Here is a 14,615-nt window from a genome sequence, read left to right as displayed (position 1 = left end):
CGGCAATTTTCGCTTACCGTGCGGCATGTCTGGTTTTGCAAGACATCTCGTCTCGGGTGCCGCCGCGCTGGCGTCGGTGCTATGGCTGACTGCAAACTCCCGCGCCGCCGAGCCGGTCGACGTCGAACTGGTGCTGGCAGTCGACGTTTCGTTGTCCATGTCGCCGGACGAGCTCGAAATCCAGCGTCATGGCTATGCGGCGGCGCTGACGCATGACGATGTCCTGCAGGCAATCGGCGAAGGCGCTCATGGCAAGATTGCCGTCACCTATGTCGAATGGGCTGGCGCGACCTGGCAGCAGGTCGTCGTGCCGTGGACGGTGATCGCCAATCGTGCCGACGCCGAGCGGCTGGCAGCGCAGCTTTCCGCTCATCCGCCGGCCAGTGCCAGGCGCACCTCGATCTCCGGCGCGCTGGAATTCGCCAGCGATCTCTTTGCTGAAAGCGGCTTCCAGGGCGTCAAGCGGGTGATCGACATTTCGGGTGACGGCCCCAACAACCAGGGCGCACCTGTCGATATCACCCGCGACGCCGTGATCAAGCAAGGCATCACCGTCAACGGCCTGCCGCTGATGACCAGGGGCGGGTTCAGCAGCGCTTACGATGTCAACAATCTCGACCGCTACTACAGCGACTGCGTCATCGGCGGGCCGGGCTCCTTCATGATCCCGGTCAATGACTGGACGCAGTTTCCGGAGGCCATCCGCCGCAAGCTGGTGCTGGAGCTTGCCGGTCCGGCCTCGCCGCAGCGAGCGGCGGAAGAGGCGGCGCATCCGCCATTGGTGCTGGCACAGGACATCCCCGTCACCGACTGCCTGGTCGGCGAAAAAATGTGGCGCGACCGCAGCTGGATGTACGACAGCCGCTGATGGCGGAGTTTGCTGTCGATAGTGACATACCGCAGTGCAGCATCTGCTTCATTGACAAGCCTGCGGGCGTCTGTGACACAATTCCCCATCCGAACACATAAAAGGGGAACCGACATGAACAGGATCGGAATTCTTGCCGCAAGCTTGACGCTTGCCGTCGGATTGTCCGCGCCGGCGATGGCCGCCACATCGGTCAGCATCGGCATCAGTGGATGGACCGGCTTTGCGCCGCTGACGCTCGCCAAGCAGGCCGGCATCTTCGAAAAGCACGGCCTCGACGTCACCTTGAAGAAGGTGCCGCAAGCCAGCCGGCCGCTCGCCATCGCCAGCGGCGACCTGCAATGCGCCGCCACCACGGTCGAGACCTGGCTGGTCTGGAACGCCAATGGCGTGACGACCAAGCAGATATTCCAGCTCGACAAATCCTACGGCGCGGACGGCATCGTCGCCCGCAACGACATCAAGACCGTCGCCGATCTCAAAGGTAAGTCGGTCGCGTCTTCGGCGCCGGGCACCTCGCCCTATTTCATGCTGGCCTGGGTGCTCAACAAGAACGGCATGTCGACCAAGGACGTGACGGTCGTCAACCTGGAGCCGGATGCGGCGGCGCAGGCGTTTCTCGCCGGCCAGAACGATGCGGCGGTCACCTATGAGCCGTTCATCTCGGCGGTGCGCGAAAAGTCCGACCAGGGCCATATCCTTGTGACCACTCTCGACTATCCGATGGTGCTCGATACCGTCGGCTGCACGCCGGAGTTCCTCAAGGCCAATCCGGATGCGGGCAAGGCGCTTGCCGACAGCTATTTCGAGGCACTCGACCTGATCAAGAGCGATCCGGCGAAATCCTATGAGACGATGGGTGCCGACGTGAAGCAGTCGGCCAAGGAATTCGAAGAATCGGCCAAATACCTGAAATGGGCCGACAAGGCTGAAAACAAGCAGTTCTTCACCAAGGAATTCCAGGACTTTTCCAAGACCGCCGGCGAGCTTCTGCTGCAGATGGGTTTGATCAAGGAAGCGCCTGACGTCTCGACATTGGCCGACACCAGCGCCGTCGCCGACTAACCGGCAGGATTGTCGCCCGGCGGCGGCGCGTGCGCCGCCGCTTTTTCATTCAGATCAGAGGACGGTCGAAGATGCCGCGCCCCTTGCATCCGGTCTCGCCGGGCATTCGAACCGTGCTCGGCATTTCGTTCTTCGTGCTGTTCGTGGCGTTCTGGGCGTGGATCACGCTTGGCGGCCATGTCAATCGCATTTTCCTTGCCGATCCGCTGTCGATGGTGAGAGACGGTTGGCGGCTGCTGGTCGAGGACCGCTTCTGGCTCGACGTCCTTATCACCATCTGGCGCGTCTTCGGCGGGTTCCTGATGGCGGCCATCGTTGCCGTGCCGCTCGGCATCGTGATGGGTGCCTGGAAGCCCGTGGAGGCGTTTCTGGAGCCGTTCGTCTCCTTCGCCCGCTATCTGCCGGCATCGGCCTTCATCCCGCTGCTCATCCTGTGGGCGGGCGTTGGCGAGCTCGAAAAACTGCTGGTGATCTTCGTCGGCTCGGTGTTCCAGATCATCCTGATCATCGCGGTCAAGGTCGGCGGCACACGGCGCGACCTGGTCGAGGCGGCCTACACGCTTGGCTCGTCCGACAACGGCATCGTGCGGCGCGTGATCATGCCGGCCAATGCGCCGGAGATTGCCGAGACCCTGCGGCTGGTGCTCGGCTGGGCCTGGACCTATGTCATCGTCGCCGAGCTGATCGGCTCGTCGTCGGGCATCGGCTACATGATCATCAACAGCCAGTCGCGGCTGGCGACAGGGCAGATCATCTTCGGCATCATCGTCATCGGCCTGATCGGGCTGTTGTCCGATTTCGCCTTCAAGGCGCTCAACCGTTGGCTGTTTCCATGGAGCCTGGCGTGAGCAAGCTGCTCATCGAAGGCGTCTCGCGCACCTTCGCCGGTGTCGGCGGTGGGCAGCCGGTCAAGGCGCTGATGCCGATCGATCTGGCGGTTGCCGCCAACGACTTCATCACCATCCTGGGGCCATCCGGCTGTGGAAAGTCGACGCTGCTCAGGATCGTCGCCGGCCTCGAAGCGCCGAGTGGGGGACGTGTTCTGCTCGACGGTAGGGTGGTGGACCGGCCCGGTCCAGACCGCGGCATGGTTTTCCAGTCCTATACGCTGTTTCCGTGGCTGACGGTCGCCGAGAACATCGCCTTCGGCCTGCGCGAACGTGGAATGGCCGAGCACGAGCGCAGCGAAATCGTCGCTTCTTACGTCGATCTCGTCGGGCTGAGAGGTTTTGAAAACCATTGGCCGAACCAGCTTTCCGGCGGCATGCAGCAGCGCACCGCGATTGCCCGGGCACTGGCCAACGATCCGGAGATCCTGCTGCTCGACGAGCCGTTCGGCGCGCTCGACAACCAGACCCGCGGGCTGATGCAGGAACTGCTTCTCGGTATCTGGGAGCGCCGGCAAAAAACGGTGCTGTTCGTCACCCACGACATCGAGGAGGCGATCTTCATGGCGTCGCGCGTGGTCGTGATGACGGCACGGCCGGGCCGCATCAAATCGGACGTTGCCGTCGACCTGCCGCATCCGCGCCACTACACGCTGAAGACCAGCCCGGAGTTTTCGGCACTGAAGGCGCGGCTGACGGAAGATATCCGCGTCGAGGCGATGCGCACGGCGCAGATATAGTCGGGTCAGCAAGGCGCCTGAACGGCTCAGAGACTTCGTAAGTCCTTGATAAGCACGTAAAGATGCAGCGGGTCCGTCGGCGATTGCGCGAATCCGTAGTGCTCGTAAAACGTGCGGGCGCCGTCGTTCTTGGCGTGGACGACGACCGCGCGGATACCTGCAATATCGGCCGCCTGCAAACTGCGCAGGACGGCATCGCGCAACAGTCCGCCGCCGACGCCTTTGCCTTGCCAGTCCAGACTGACCGCAAGACGCGCCAGCAGCATTACAGGCACCGGATGGCGTGCGAGACCTTTCGTCAATCGCTCGGGCGCACCCTCATATTTAACTTCACCAACGACCAGGGTATAAAAGCCGATTACATCTTCGCCAGAGAGACCAATGTAGGTCAGCGAAGCATTGGCTTGCTGGTTTTGGAATGCATAGCGTACGAGAAAGCGATTGAGCGGTTCTTCACCGCAGTCGAACATGTCCACCAAATGCTTGCGGGCCAGTTTCTCGATCTGGAATTCGCTCACGCTGGATCGCGACCGGAAAAGATGCTTGGTTCGTTCAATAGGCGCTTGAGGCGGGGGAGATCACGCGTTGGCGCGTCGAGCGCTGCCATGAACGCGACCCATTTTTCGGCATCGAGATGGAGGCTGCGCCGGTCGGCTAATGTTTCTTCGGCTCGCGCAAGCGCGCTTTCAAGCACGAAATCGCTGAGCGAACGGCGTTCAGTCGCGGCGGCGGTTGCGAGTGTACGCTTTGCCTGGGGGGTAAGGCGCAAGTCCAGTTTTTCCGATCTGGTGGTTCTGGTCGTCATTGGTACCTCTCGATTGAAGGATACCACATTTCGCCAGACAATGTCATGACAATTTCGGCCGCGCCCGCGAAACGTGCTGGATCAGGCCGCCAGAAGCTGCTTGCGGTCGACGCGTTCCTGTTGCGGCGAGCGGGCGTACAACTCGCGATAGCATTTGGAGAAATGCGAGGCGGAAACAAAGCCGCAGGCGACCGCGACTTCGACCACCGGCAACGACGACTGGATCAGCAGGTGCCGGGCGCGGTCGAGGCGGATCTCCAGATAGTAACGGGCAGGGGAGCGCCCCATCTCGGTGCGGAACAGGCGCTCAATCTGCCGGCGCGACAGGTCGACATGGTCAGCGACCTCGATCAGCGAGAGCGGCTCGGAGAGATTGGCTTCCATCAGCTCGATAATGGTCAGAACCTTGGAATTCTGCACGCCAAGGCGGGCGCGCAGCGGCAGGCGCTGGCGGTCGGTCGGGCTGCGCACACGATCAGTCAGCACCTGCTCGCAGACGCGGTTGACGAGGCTTTCGTCGAAATCGTCGCCGATCAGCTTCAGCATCATGTCGAGCGCCGCGGTGCCGCCGGCGCAGGTGTAGATGTTCTGGTCGATCTCGAAGAGGTCGGCGAACACGTTGGCCTTGGGGAACGCCTCGGAAAAGCCCGGCAGGTTCTCCCAATGGATGGCGCAGCGCTTGTTGGACAGCAGGCCTGCGGCGGCCAGGATATGCGCGCCGGTGCACAGGCCGCCGACGGCAACGCCCCGATTGTACTCCTCGCGCAACCAGGCGAAGGCCGATTTGTTCTGGTAGCGCTCGACATTGATGCCGCTGCAGACGATGGCCATGTTCGGCCGGTCCGGTCCGGACATTTTCTTGCGCTCTTCCTCTAGCGAGGTGTTGACGGCGCATTCGACGCCGTTCGAGGCGCGCACCGGCTTGCCGTCGATGCTGGCGAGCCGCCAGCGATAGGCTTCATAGCCGAGCATGCGGTTGGCCGAACGCAACGGGTCGAGCGCCGTCGCGAAGGCAATCATGGTGAAATCGGGGACCAGGAAGAATACGAACGATCGCCGGATCGGGTGCTTTACGACGTTCACGGGTAGATCCTCACGCTGCAATGGCGCGAACAGGATGTCGCGATTAGCATAGCGACATCAGGAAAGACGTTTCCTGTCAATTGGCTAGATGGCAACGGAGCGACTTTATTTGCGACACGGGTCGCAAATGGGCAATCGCTATGCGGCGAAGGACGCGACATGCCGCCGGATCGAGCAAACGAGCCTACGCAGTCTGCGCACACGAAAACGCCGCCTCGGCAAAACCGAAGCGGCGCTGGATCGACTTCGAAGCAGCGCTAGGCTGCTTCCGCCGGGATTGCCGCGTCTCAGGCGACGAAGCCGAGGCGCGCGGCAGCCATGGCACCGGTCTGGCCAGGCATGGTGTTGGCCAGGCGCTGGCGCTCGAGCGCGGTCGTCAGGTTCATTTCGCGACGGGCAAAGAGGCGGGCAAAAAGCTTCATGATCATCTCCATTCGGTTGCTCAGACGGGTCGCCTTCGCTTGATGGAGTGGGGCAGCTCGTTTGTTGATGATGGTATAGGCTTACGTGAGGGGAAACTAAATCGCAAAAGCGAAGCACTTGATATGAAAAGCGACACGGAATGCGACAAATTTGGGCATTCTGCCCCGGATTTTCGATTATTTACAATGTGTTGATTGCCAGTGCGGGCTGCTATGCGACTTGCTCATATGCGGCATGCGACGGCGACATGGCTCGGGAAAATCATTGGAGTACAAACAAAAAGGCCTGCCGGGCTGATCTGCGCGGCAGGCCTTCAGCTGTTGATACACACGGTTTACTTTGCTCCAGCCCAGGATCCCACACCATGGCGAGTGCCGGCCTTAGCATCGGCAGCTTCGGGCCAGCCGATATCCTTCTGCAGTTCAATCGGCAGCGCGCGGATGGCGCGTTCCGTCTGGTAGCGGGCACGGGCCTCGCTGAACTCGGTCGCGATCCGACCGATGGATGACAGGATAGACATCTCATTCTCCTTCGCGTTGGGCCAGGTTGTCCCGGCGCTTGCAGCGTCAGGCGGTACACCGGGTTTGTTTCAGCTTCATTTCGTGTCGATTGCAGGTCCGTGTCATGGTTGTTTCGGGACCACTTCGATGCGTCCTGCCTTCGATGGAGTTGACTATCCTCCCAAACTGATGTTCAATCAAACGAAATGGAATGATGGTTTGCATCAGAAAAATTGAAGGTCGCTTGCCATGAACGCCCCACTCAATCATCCGCTGCCGCTGCTCGATCTGGATGTTCTGCGCACTTTCGTCGCGATCGCCGAGACCGGCAGCTTCACCACTGCGGCCAATGCGGTTTTCCGCACGCCGTCGGCCGTCTCCATGCAGATCAAGAAGCTGGAGGACATTCTCGGCCGCTCGGTGTTCGCGCGCGACGCCCGTTCGGTGACGCTGACCACCGATGGCGAGATGCTGCTCGGCTATGCGCGCCGGCTGCTGTCGATCAATCGCGAGGTGGTGTCGAAGTTCATCATTCCAGACATTGTCGGGGTGGTGCGGCTCGGCTCGCCGGACGATTACGGCGAACGTGTGCTGCCGCATGTGCTGAAGCGGTTCGCACAGTCGCATCCATCGATCGCGGTCGACGTCACCATCGACCAGAGCGTCAATCTGCGCCGGCGCATGGACGACCGGGCGCTCGACATCACGCTGCTCACCAACTCCTACAAGACCAGCGCGATCGGCGCCGAAGTGCTGCTCACAGAGCCGATCGTCTGGGCCGGTGCCAAGGGCGGTTGCGCGCATCTGCGCGAGCCGCTGCCGGTCTCATTGTGGGAAGAGGGCTGTGCCTGGCGGGCAGGGGCATTGGAGGCGCTTGGCCGCGAGGGCCGCAACTACCGTATCGCCTATATGAGCGCGCACACGGCCGGCCAGCGCGCCGCGATCATGGCGGATCTTGCGGTGGCGCCGCTGCCGAAATCCTTCCTCGGCAGCGACATGGTCGAGCTGTGCCCGAAGGACGGCATGCCTGACATCGGCACCTACAACCTCGCCATGGTGGTGACGCCGGACGCCAGCGCGCCGGTGAAGGCAGTCGCCGACCATATCCGCGCGACGTTTGAGATGTTCAGGGAAACTGGGAAGTTCTGAGCCAAACTACGACCTGAGCGGCGCAACCAGATCGCGAGGGGTTCCGTCGCGGTCTGTCCTCTGCAGCCACAACTCTCCTGCCTTGGCATGATAACTGTCAGTTTCGTTGGTCAAGAAGGCCACTATGCTGTCCCGCGCGCGTCGCGCCTCCGGCATGTCGATCAACGGCCAGACATGGAACATGCCTTGCTCGTGGACGACCTCAATTTCGACGCCGGCCGCGCGTGCCTTTTCCGCGAAGATCAGATTGTCGGGGGTGAGCAGATCGCGTGAACCGGTCAGCAGCAGCGTTTTGGGCAGCACCGACAGGTCGCCGTAAACCGGGCTGATGCGCCAGTCGGTGGGATCTATGCCGGCGCTGTAAAGCCGGATCGCCTCGCGGCCGCCGGCAATGCCCAGCCACGGATCGTTGCGTTCGGCCTCATACATTTCTGGGTTGGCGAGCGACACGTCGAGACCGGGCGAAATCAGCACGTGGCGTGATGGCAAGGGCAAGCCATTTTGCGCAGCCATCATCGTCAGCACGACGGCCATGTTTCCGCCGGCGGAATCGCCCATGAAGATGATATCAGTCGCCCTGGTTTCGCCGAACATCTGGCAGTAGACGGCGCCGACCATGCCGAACATGGCGTGAAAGTCGTGTTCGGGAGCAATGGGATAGATCGGCACGGTGATACCGAACCCGAGGCGGTCGGCCATGTCGGCGATCAGCCGCCAATGATAGGGTGTGATTTCAAAGACATAAGCGCCGCCGTGCAGGTAGAGAATCCGCCTCCGCTCACCAGCCTGGGGAGCGATCTCGTAGACGGGAAAGCCGTTGATCGTGCGGGTTGTGATCTCCAGGCGCGACCGCAGCGACGCAGGCGGCTGATGGTTTTCCGTCTTGCGCGCATAGGCGATCCAGCGCTGCAGGTTCTCGGGGCTGGAAAACGCCTTCTTGCGGCTGTACCTGAGGACGAACGACACGACGTGGCTTTTGAGACTGGGCATGCAGATACACGGACTTCGGCTGAGCCGACTAAGAGAACCCCCGACTATTTCGAAGATTGTGTCGCCACCAAAAAAGTCAAGATTGATGCAATCTCAACACGGTCGTTTGATCCCAGCTGTCGACAAAGCATCCGGCCATGAAGTCTCTGGCCTACCGGCGCAGCTCAACGCCGCGGCAGCAACGCGGCGCGCAGCCAATTGCTGGGTGCAGCCGGAGCCGCATTGCGGCTCCGGCGAATACCGAACAGCTTGCATTTGTCGATGAATTTCATCCGCGCTGCGTGCCCCATCCGACCGACGGCTGCCCTTCGCTCGAACGCGGCGACACCGGCCAGCCAATGTCCTTCTGGATCTCAGGCGGCAAGCTGTTGAGGATGCGCAGCGACTTGCGCGCTTCGCGTGTTTTCTTGAAGGCCGCACCATAGCGGCCGAAGCTTTCGAACATCGACATCTTGATCTCCTTGGAGCGTTGCGGTGGCCGAAAACTGTTTCCGCCTGCCGTTCGATGCCGGTTAAATGCTCCGCCTATGTATCTGGCGGATTTCACGAAAACGCGATTTCGTTTCCAGATCGGCGCGATCTGGAAACATTTGCATACAAATGAAAATGGAAGGTCTGACGGCCTATCGGAGGCGAGTCATCCCCGCCCGCGCCGCGCGGCGTGGCCTTCGCGCGAACGCCGCCGCGGGGCAGCGTCGCCGGCAATGCCGTCTTCGCTCACCGTCTTGCGCGGCGGCAGTTTCACCGCCGCCGACAGCTTGGGAAACGGGTCGATCTTGTTCGGGAGCGCCATGGCATAAACGAAATGTTCCTGGAATTTCGGCTCCAGCGCCGTCTCGATCTTCTCGATCTTGCTAACGGTTTCCTCGATCTCGCGGCGATAGCCACGGTTCAACAGCGCCATGCGGGCACCGGCACCGGCCGCATTGCCAACGGCCGAGACCTTGTCGAGGTCGCAATCCGGAATCAGGCCCAGCACCATTGCGTATTTCGGGTCGATGAACGAGCCGAATGCGCCGGCGAAGTGGATGCGGTCGACATGATCGGTGTGCTGCTTTTCCATCAAAAGCTTGGTGCCGGCATAAAGGGCGGCCTTGGCAAGCTGGATAGCGCGCACATCAGTCTGGGTGATGGTGATCTTGGGCTCGCCTTCCTTCAGCACATAGGAGAAGGTGCGGCCATTGGCGACGACGCGAGGCGAGTGGCCGCTCAGCGATCCATCGACGACGCCGTCCTCGGAGATGATGCCGGCGAGATACATCTCGGCGACCACCTCGATGATGCCGGAGCCGCAAATACCGGTGACGCCGGTCGCCTGCACGCTGTCGAGGAAGCCCGGCTCGTCGGACCAGAGTTCCGAGCCGATGACGCGGTATTTCGGTTCCAGCGTTTCAGGATCGATGCGGACGCGCTCGATGGCACCCGGTGCGGCGCGCTGGCCACCGGAGATTTCCGCACCTTCGAAGGCCGGGCCAGTTGGCGATGAGGCCGCCACGACCCGGTGGCGATTGCCGAGCACGATCTCGGCATTGGTGCCGACATCGACGATCAGCATCATCTCGTCCTGGCGGTGCGGCCCTTCCGACAGCGTCACTGCGGCAGCGTCCGCGCCGACATGGCCGGCAATGCAAGGAAGCATATAGAGCCTGGCGCCCTGGTTGAGCTTCAAACCGATATCCGATGCCTTGATGTGCACGGCGCCGGAGACGGCTAGCGCGAAGGGGGCGCCGCCGAGCTCGGTCGGATCGATGCCGAGGAACAGATGGTGCATGATCGGATTGCCGACGAACACGGAATCCAGGATGTCGTTGCGTTGGACGTTGCCTTCGGTGCAGACCTTGTCCACAAGCCCCGAAATGGCCTCGCGCACGGCGACCGTCATGCCTTCGCGGCCGTCCGGGTTCATCATCACGTACGAGACACGGCTCATCAGATCCTCGCCGAAGCGGATCTGCGGATTGGATGTGCCCGACGAGGCGGCGACGCGGCCCGACAGCAACGACACCAGATGCATGGCGATCGTGGTCGAGCCGATATCGCAGGCAAGTCCGTACGCCTCGTTCTTGAGGCCGGGCCACAAAGCGATGACCCGTGCGGTCTCGCTGTCGGTGTCCTTGTGGATGGCGGCGGTCGCGGTCCAGTTGCCTTTGCGCAAAATGCCTTGCACCTGCGGCAACAGATGGAAATCGAAATCGAGGCTCTTGAGGCCCCAGTCCTTCATCAGCGCGATCTTCAGACGGTCGAGGTCGCCGAGCGGCTTGTGCATGTCGGGTTCTTCGATCTCGACATAGCACATGCGGATTGCCGCATCGCGGGCGATGACCCTGGTGTCGGCGTCCTTGCGGATGGTCTGCGCGTTGATGACGGTGTCCTGCGGCACGTCGACGACGAGATCGCCGAGAATCTGCGCCGAGCAGGACAGCCGGCGGCGCTCGGGCAGGCCGCGTACGCGCTCGTAGCGCTCTTCCTTGGCGCCCTTGGGCGAGAGGTGATCGTTGGAGGAAACGATCTTGTGCTTGGCGAAATTGCCTTCCTGCACCTCGATCTGGCAACGCCCGCAAGTGGCACGCCCTCCGCACACGCTCTCGACATAGACACCGAGCTGGCGCGCGGCATCCAGAACCGGCGTGCCGACCGGAAACCGCCCGCGCTTGCCCGACGGCATGAACAGCACGAGCGGATCGGTGATGTTGACGGGAGAGTTCATACGTTCCAGACTTTACTTTCTACGCAGCTCGGGTCTTGGCCACGGCAGCGATGCCGCTGTGTCTCGGTTCCTCCTCAGTCCTAGGCCCCATATCGTGTCGGCCAAGACCTGGCTCAACCCCGGGCCATACGCGCTTCGCGGCCGCCGCGCCTGCGTCCGCCATTGCCATTGCCATCGCCCGGCGCGTTGACCTGCGTCCGGGCGGCAACGGCCTGGCCGCCTTCAGCAGGCTTGTAGTCCTTGTAGGTCCTGATCCAGTTGGTGCAGTTCTCGTCGGTGCCGTTCAGCACGTCGGCGCCGCGCACCGCTTCCATTTCCTGCGGCCGCACCGGGTTCATGATCGCCGAGGTCATGCCGGCGCCGATCACCATCGGGATGAAGGCGGCGTTGATGCCATGACGGTGCGGCAGGCCGAACGAGATGTTGGAGAGGCCGCAGGTGGTGTTGACCTTGAGCTCCTCGCGCAGCCGGCGTAGCAGGGCAAATACCTGGCGGCCGGCATCGCCCAGCGCGCCGATCGGCATGACCAGCGGGTCGACGACCACATCATGCGCCGGAATGCCGAAGTCGGCACAGCGCTGAACGATCTTCTTGGCGACGGCGAAGCGCACATCGGGGTCCATCGAAATACCGGTCTCGTCGTTGGAAATGGCGACGACGGGAACGTTGTATTTCTTGATCAACGGCAGGATGGCTTCGAGCTTTTCCTCCTCGCCGGTGACGGAATTGACCAGCGGCCGGCCCTTGGCGACCTTCAGCGCCGCTTCGATTGCCGCAGTCACGGAGGAGTCGATCGACAACGGCAGGTCGACCAGGCCCTGCACGATCTCCAGCGTCTGCACCAGCAGCGCCGGCTCGGTGGCGTTGGGGTCGACTGCGGTGACGCCGGCATTGACGTCGAGCATGGTCGCCCCGCAGGCGGCCTGCTCCAGCGCATCCTTGATGACGGTCTCAAAATTGCCGGCGATCATTTCGGCGGCCAGCTTTTTGCGGCCGGTCGGATTGATGCGCTCGCCGATCACGCAGAAGGGCTGATCGAAGCCGATGATGATTTCTCGTGTCGCCGAGGCGACGATGGTGCGGGTCATGAAATCTCTCCATCGTGATATAAAGAGTTCTTTATATCGTTATCTGTTTCTGATCAAGCGAATGCTGACGATTCGCGCTGTCAATGCGCGGTCTTGACCATGTCGACCTGGGTTTCAGTGAGGTCGTCATGCAGTATGTGGTCGAGCCGGTCGGCAACGAGCTGGTCGTCGCGGCGGATTTCGCGTTTCCACGGCCGGCGACCCTTCAGCACGCCGGATTCGTCGACGATCTCGGCGACGTATTCTTCCTGGCGGTAGGCCATCACATGGACGCCGGATACACCGGGAATTTCCTTCACCTCATTGATGATGTCGATGCAGAGCTGCTTGCCTTCCTTCTTCTGATCCTGGGCGCCTTCCAGGCGCTTGACGATCTGATCGGGAATGTGAATGCCCGGTACGTTGGAGCGGATCCATTTGGCCGTCTTGGCCGAGGCCAGCGGCCCGACGCCGCACAGGATGAAACATTTCTCGGTATAGCCGAGATCGCGGACCTTCTGCATGTAGGTGCGGAACATCGGTACGTCGAAGCAGTACTGGCTCTGCACGAACTGTGCCCCGGCGGCGATCTTCTTGCCCAGCCGATAGGGCCGGAAATCGATCGGCGGCGCGAACGGGTTGATGGCCGCGCCAAGGAAAAGCTGCGGCGGCGTCGTGAGTTTTCGGCCGGACAGGAATTTGCCGTTATCGCGCATAACGCGGCAGGTTTCGAGCAGCGACATGCAGTCGAGATCGAACACCGGCTTGGCGCCGGGCTGGTCGCCGGCCTGCACGCCGTCGCCGGTCAGGCACAGCATGTTGGCGACGCCCATCGCAGCACCCCCAAGCACGTCGCCCTGGATGGCGATGCGGTTCCGGTCGCGGCAGGCGATCTGCATGATCGGGGCATAGCCCATGCGGGTCAGCAGCGCGCAGATGCCGACCGACGACATGTGGCAGTTGGCGCCGGAAGCGTCGACGGCATTGATGGCGTCGACCCAACCGTCGAAAATCCTGGCGCGGTTGTAGACGTCTTCCGGATCGGCGCTGTCAGGCGGATTGAGCTCGGTCGTCACTGCGAACTCGCCGCGCCTGAGGACGCGTTCCAGCCGGCCACGCGAGGTGTGGCCGGGCAGGGGATCGAGCGGCAAATGGATGCCGGCCGGATTCTCGTCTGGCTGACGGCCGATCATGCCGACGCTCCGGTCTTCGTAGTATTCCGGGCCGCATTGCGGGCGGCCGCGGCCTGCGCGGTGACCCGCAGCCAGGCGGAGGTTTCGCGCAAGGACTGATCCACCGGCTTCTGCACTTCCAAAATCTTGTCGCCATGCACCATGTTCCGCGAGCCTTCCCAGGCTTTGACCCAGACGCAAGGCATGTCAGGCTCGACCTCGCAATTGCCGTTGGCGCGGACACCGCCGCAAGGGCCGTTGCGCAATTGCTTGGGGCAGTTCATTGGGCACGACATGCCGGTCGAGGAAAGGATGCACTGGCCGCACATGCGGCAGTCGAACATGAATCCCTTGACGCGCTTTTCGACGAATTTCACCGGCCCTTCGACCCGGCTGTAGCCGATGCCCTTCCATAGCGGGTGGAGAGCCAGGAATATGTCGGCGAACCTGGCGTAGAACCATTCGAGCAGCCGCGAATGCCGCACCGACCAAAGCCGCACCGCAAACGACCGCTGCACACGCCGCTGTGGCGACACGTCGGCCGGCTTGTAGTCGGATTTCGGCGCCGCCTTCTTGACGATGGTCGCCTGGGTCACGCCGGCTTGAGCCGTCGTCGCCGGCATTGATTGGGGATCAGACATTTTCTTTGCCCCCCGCCTTGACCAGAGCGACCAGCCGCTCACGGTCGTATTTCGCATCAAGTTCCTGAAGAGCCTTCTCGGCCTCGGCTTCAAGATCGTCACTGACCGGGAGGGGTTCTGCCTTGCGCCATTCGGCAAGATAGTCGTCGGTGCCGCCAGCGCCGGTGCGCATGGCGCACATGTCGATCGCCTCGGTGAAGCGCAGCGGCAGTTCGCGCTTGGCGTTCTGCCGGCCCTTCTTGACGATGACCTGGGCGGGGATGTCGCGCCAGTAGACGACGATCAGATCGGCCATAATTTCCTGCTCCTGCAGAGCGCCGTGCGTCCAATCGGACGCACAAACGATGCTCTACCATTTAACTCCGCTGCATCGTGCTCTCCGAAGATCGATTCCGATCTTTTGGCCAATGCAGTGGTTTCGAGCATTGCCGGAAGCGCTGTTGGGCTGCTTGTTATGGGACGACGCGGGGGCCTTCAAAAGCGACGCAATCGACGGCCGCGGTTGAAAGCGGAGTTTC

At 62.1% G+C, this 14,615-nt stretch carries 17 protein-coding genes; 5 read left to right on the top strand and 12 right to left on the bottom strand.

What is annotated here, in order from left to right; all coding sequences use genetic code 11:
• Window positions 1–25 precede the first annotated feature (25 nt).
• The 4 genes from NKI67_RS06325 to NKI67_RS06310 all read left to right on the top strand — a co-directional run bounded on the left by NKI67_RS06325 (window position 26) and on the right by NKI67_RS06310 (window position 3,560).
• Window positions 26–868, top strand: a complete 843-nt coding sequence (locus NKI67_RS06325) for a DUF1194 domain-containing protein (protein ID WP_352644784.1) — start codon at window positions 26–28, stop codon at window positions 866–868.
• 114 nt (window positions 869–982) lie between these two features.
• Window positions 983–1,933: an ABC transporter substrate-binding protein gene (locus NKI67_RS06320; protein WP_352452114.1), complete on the top strand. Its 951-nt coding sequence runs from the start codon at window positions 983–985 to the stop codon at window positions 1,931–1,933.
• A 71-nt stretch (window positions 1,934–2,004) separates the two neighbouring features.
• Window positions 2,005–2,781 carry an ABC transporter permease gene (locus NKI67_RS06315; protein ID WP_352644782.1) on the top strand — a complete coding sequence of 259 codons (777 nt, stop codon included), beginning with the start codon at window positions 2,005–2,007 and terminating at the stop codon, window positions 2,779–2,781.
• Window positions 2,778–3,560, top strand: coding sequence for an ABC transporter ATP-binding protein (locus NKI67_RS06310; protein WP_352454622.1), 783 nt, complete (start codon window positions 2,778–2,780; stop codon window positions 3,558–3,560). Before NKI67_RS06315 ends, NKI67_RS06310 begins: the two co-directional genes overlap by 4 nt.
• A gap of 26 nt (window positions 3,561–3,586) precedes the next feature.
• Here NKI67_RS06310 and NKI67_RS06305 read toward each other — a convergent pair whose 3' ends face one another.
• The 5 genes from NKI67_RS06305 to NKI67_RS06285 form a co-directional block, all read right to left on the bottom strand.
• Window positions 3,587–4,078, bottom strand: coding sequence for a GNAT family N-acetyltransferase (locus NKI67_RS06305; protein ID WP_352454621.1), 492 nt, complete (start codon window positions 4,076–4,078; stop codon window positions 3,587–3,589).
• A complete protein-coding gene (locus tag NKI67_RS06300) occupies window positions 4,075–4,365 on the bottom strand; it encodes a type II toxin-antitoxin system TacA family antitoxin (protein ID WP_352454620.1) in 291 nt (96 codons plus the stop codon). The genes NKI67_RS06305 and NKI67_RS06300 overlap by 4 nt, the downstream gene beginning before the upstream one ends.
• Before the next feature lie 81 nt (window positions 4,366–4,446).
• Entirely contained in the window at window positions 4,447–5,385 is a 939-nt protein-coding gene (locus tag NKI67_RS06295; protein ID WP_348625928.1) for a GlxA family transcriptional regulator, read from the bottom strand.
• Window positions 5,386–5,735: 350 nt separating this feature from the next.
• Window positions 5,736–5,870 carry a hypothetical protein gene (locus tag NKI67_RS06290; RefSeq protein ID WP_013894968.1) on the bottom strand — a complete coding sequence of 45 codons (135 nt, stop codon included), beginning with the start codon at window positions 5,868–5,870 and terminating at the stop codon, window positions 5,736–5,738.
• A 335-nt stretch (window positions 5,871–6,205) separates the two neighbouring features.
• A complete protein-coding gene (locus NKI67_RS06285) occupies window positions 6,206–6,391 on the bottom strand; it encodes a hypothetical protein (RefSeq protein ID WP_352452109.1) in 186 nt (61 codons plus the stop codon).
• A 229-nt stretch (window positions 6,392–6,620) separates the two neighbouring features.
• Here NKI67_RS06285 and NKI67_RS06280 point away from each other — a divergent pair, with 229 nt between their 5' ends.
• Window positions 6,621–7,520 carry a LysR substrate-binding domain-containing protein gene (locus NKI67_RS06280; RefSeq protein WP_023676521.1) on the top strand — a complete coding sequence of 300 codons (900 nt, stop codon included), beginning with the start codon at window positions 6,621–6,623 and terminating at the stop codon, window positions 7,518–7,520.
• Window positions 7,521–7,526: 6 nt separating this feature from the next.
• Here the strand turns inward: NKI67_RS06280 and NKI67_RS06275 are convergent, their stop codons facing one another.
• The 7 genes from NKI67_RS06275 to NKI67_RS06245 form a co-directional block, all read right to left on the bottom strand.
• Complete coding sequence (locus NKI67_RS06275) at window positions 7,527–8,510, bottom strand: alpha/beta hydrolase (RefSeq protein WP_352454619.1); 984 nt, start codon at window positions 8,508–8,510, stop codon at window positions 7,527–7,529.
• 268 nt (window positions 8,511–8,778) lie between these two features.
• Entirely contained in the window at window positions 8,779–8,961 is a 183-nt protein-coding gene (locus NKI67_RS06270; RefSeq protein WP_352454618.1) for a hypothetical protein, read from the bottom strand.
• A 186-nt stretch (window positions 8,962–9,147) separates the two neighbouring features.
• Window positions 9,148–11,217: an ASKHA domain-containing protein gene (locus NKI67_RS06265; protein ID WP_352452107.1), complete on the bottom strand. Its 2,070-nt coding sequence runs from the start codon at window positions 11,215–11,217 to the stop codon at window positions 9,148–9,150.
• 113 nt (window positions 11,218–11,330) lie between these two features.
• A complete protein-coding gene (locus NKI67_RS06260; protein ID WP_352568951.1) occupies window positions 11,331–12,305 on the bottom strand; it encodes a methyltetrahydrofolate cobalamin methyltransferase in 975 nt (324 codons plus the stop codon).
• An 80-nt stretch (window positions 12,306–12,385) separates the two neighbouring features.
• Window positions 12,386–13,477 carry a methylenetetrahydrofolate reductase gene (locus NKI67_RS06255; protein WP_023676515.1) on the bottom strand — a complete coding sequence of 364 codons (1,092 nt, stop codon included), beginning with the start codon at window positions 13,475–13,477 and terminating at the stop codon, window positions 12,386–12,388.
• The gene (locus tag NKI67_RS06250) at window positions 13,474–14,097 is read right to left on the bottom strand and encodes a methylenetetrahydrofolate reductase C-terminal domain-containing protein (RefSeq protein WP_352568950.1); all 624 of its coding nucleotides are present in this window, start codon (window positions 14,095–14,097) and stop codon (window positions 13,474–13,476) included. The genes NKI67_RS06255 and NKI67_RS06250 overlap by 4 nt, the downstream gene beginning before the upstream one ends.
• A complete protein-coding gene (locus NKI67_RS06245; protein ID WP_352452105.1) occupies window positions 14,090–14,392 on the bottom strand; it encodes a virulence factor in 303 nt (100 codons plus the stop codon). The genes NKI67_RS06250 and NKI67_RS06245 overlap by 8 nt, the downstream gene beginning before the upstream one ends.
• Window positions 14,393–14,615: the final 223 nt, after the last annotated feature.

Origin of the sequence: Mesorhizobium sp. M0408 (assembly GCF_040321495.1) — a bacterium.
Classification (GTDB): Bacteria; Pseudomonadota; Alphaproteobacteria; order Rhizobiales; family Rhizobiaceae; genus Mesorhizobium.
This window is presented reverse-complemented; position numbering and strand designations above follow the sequence as displayed.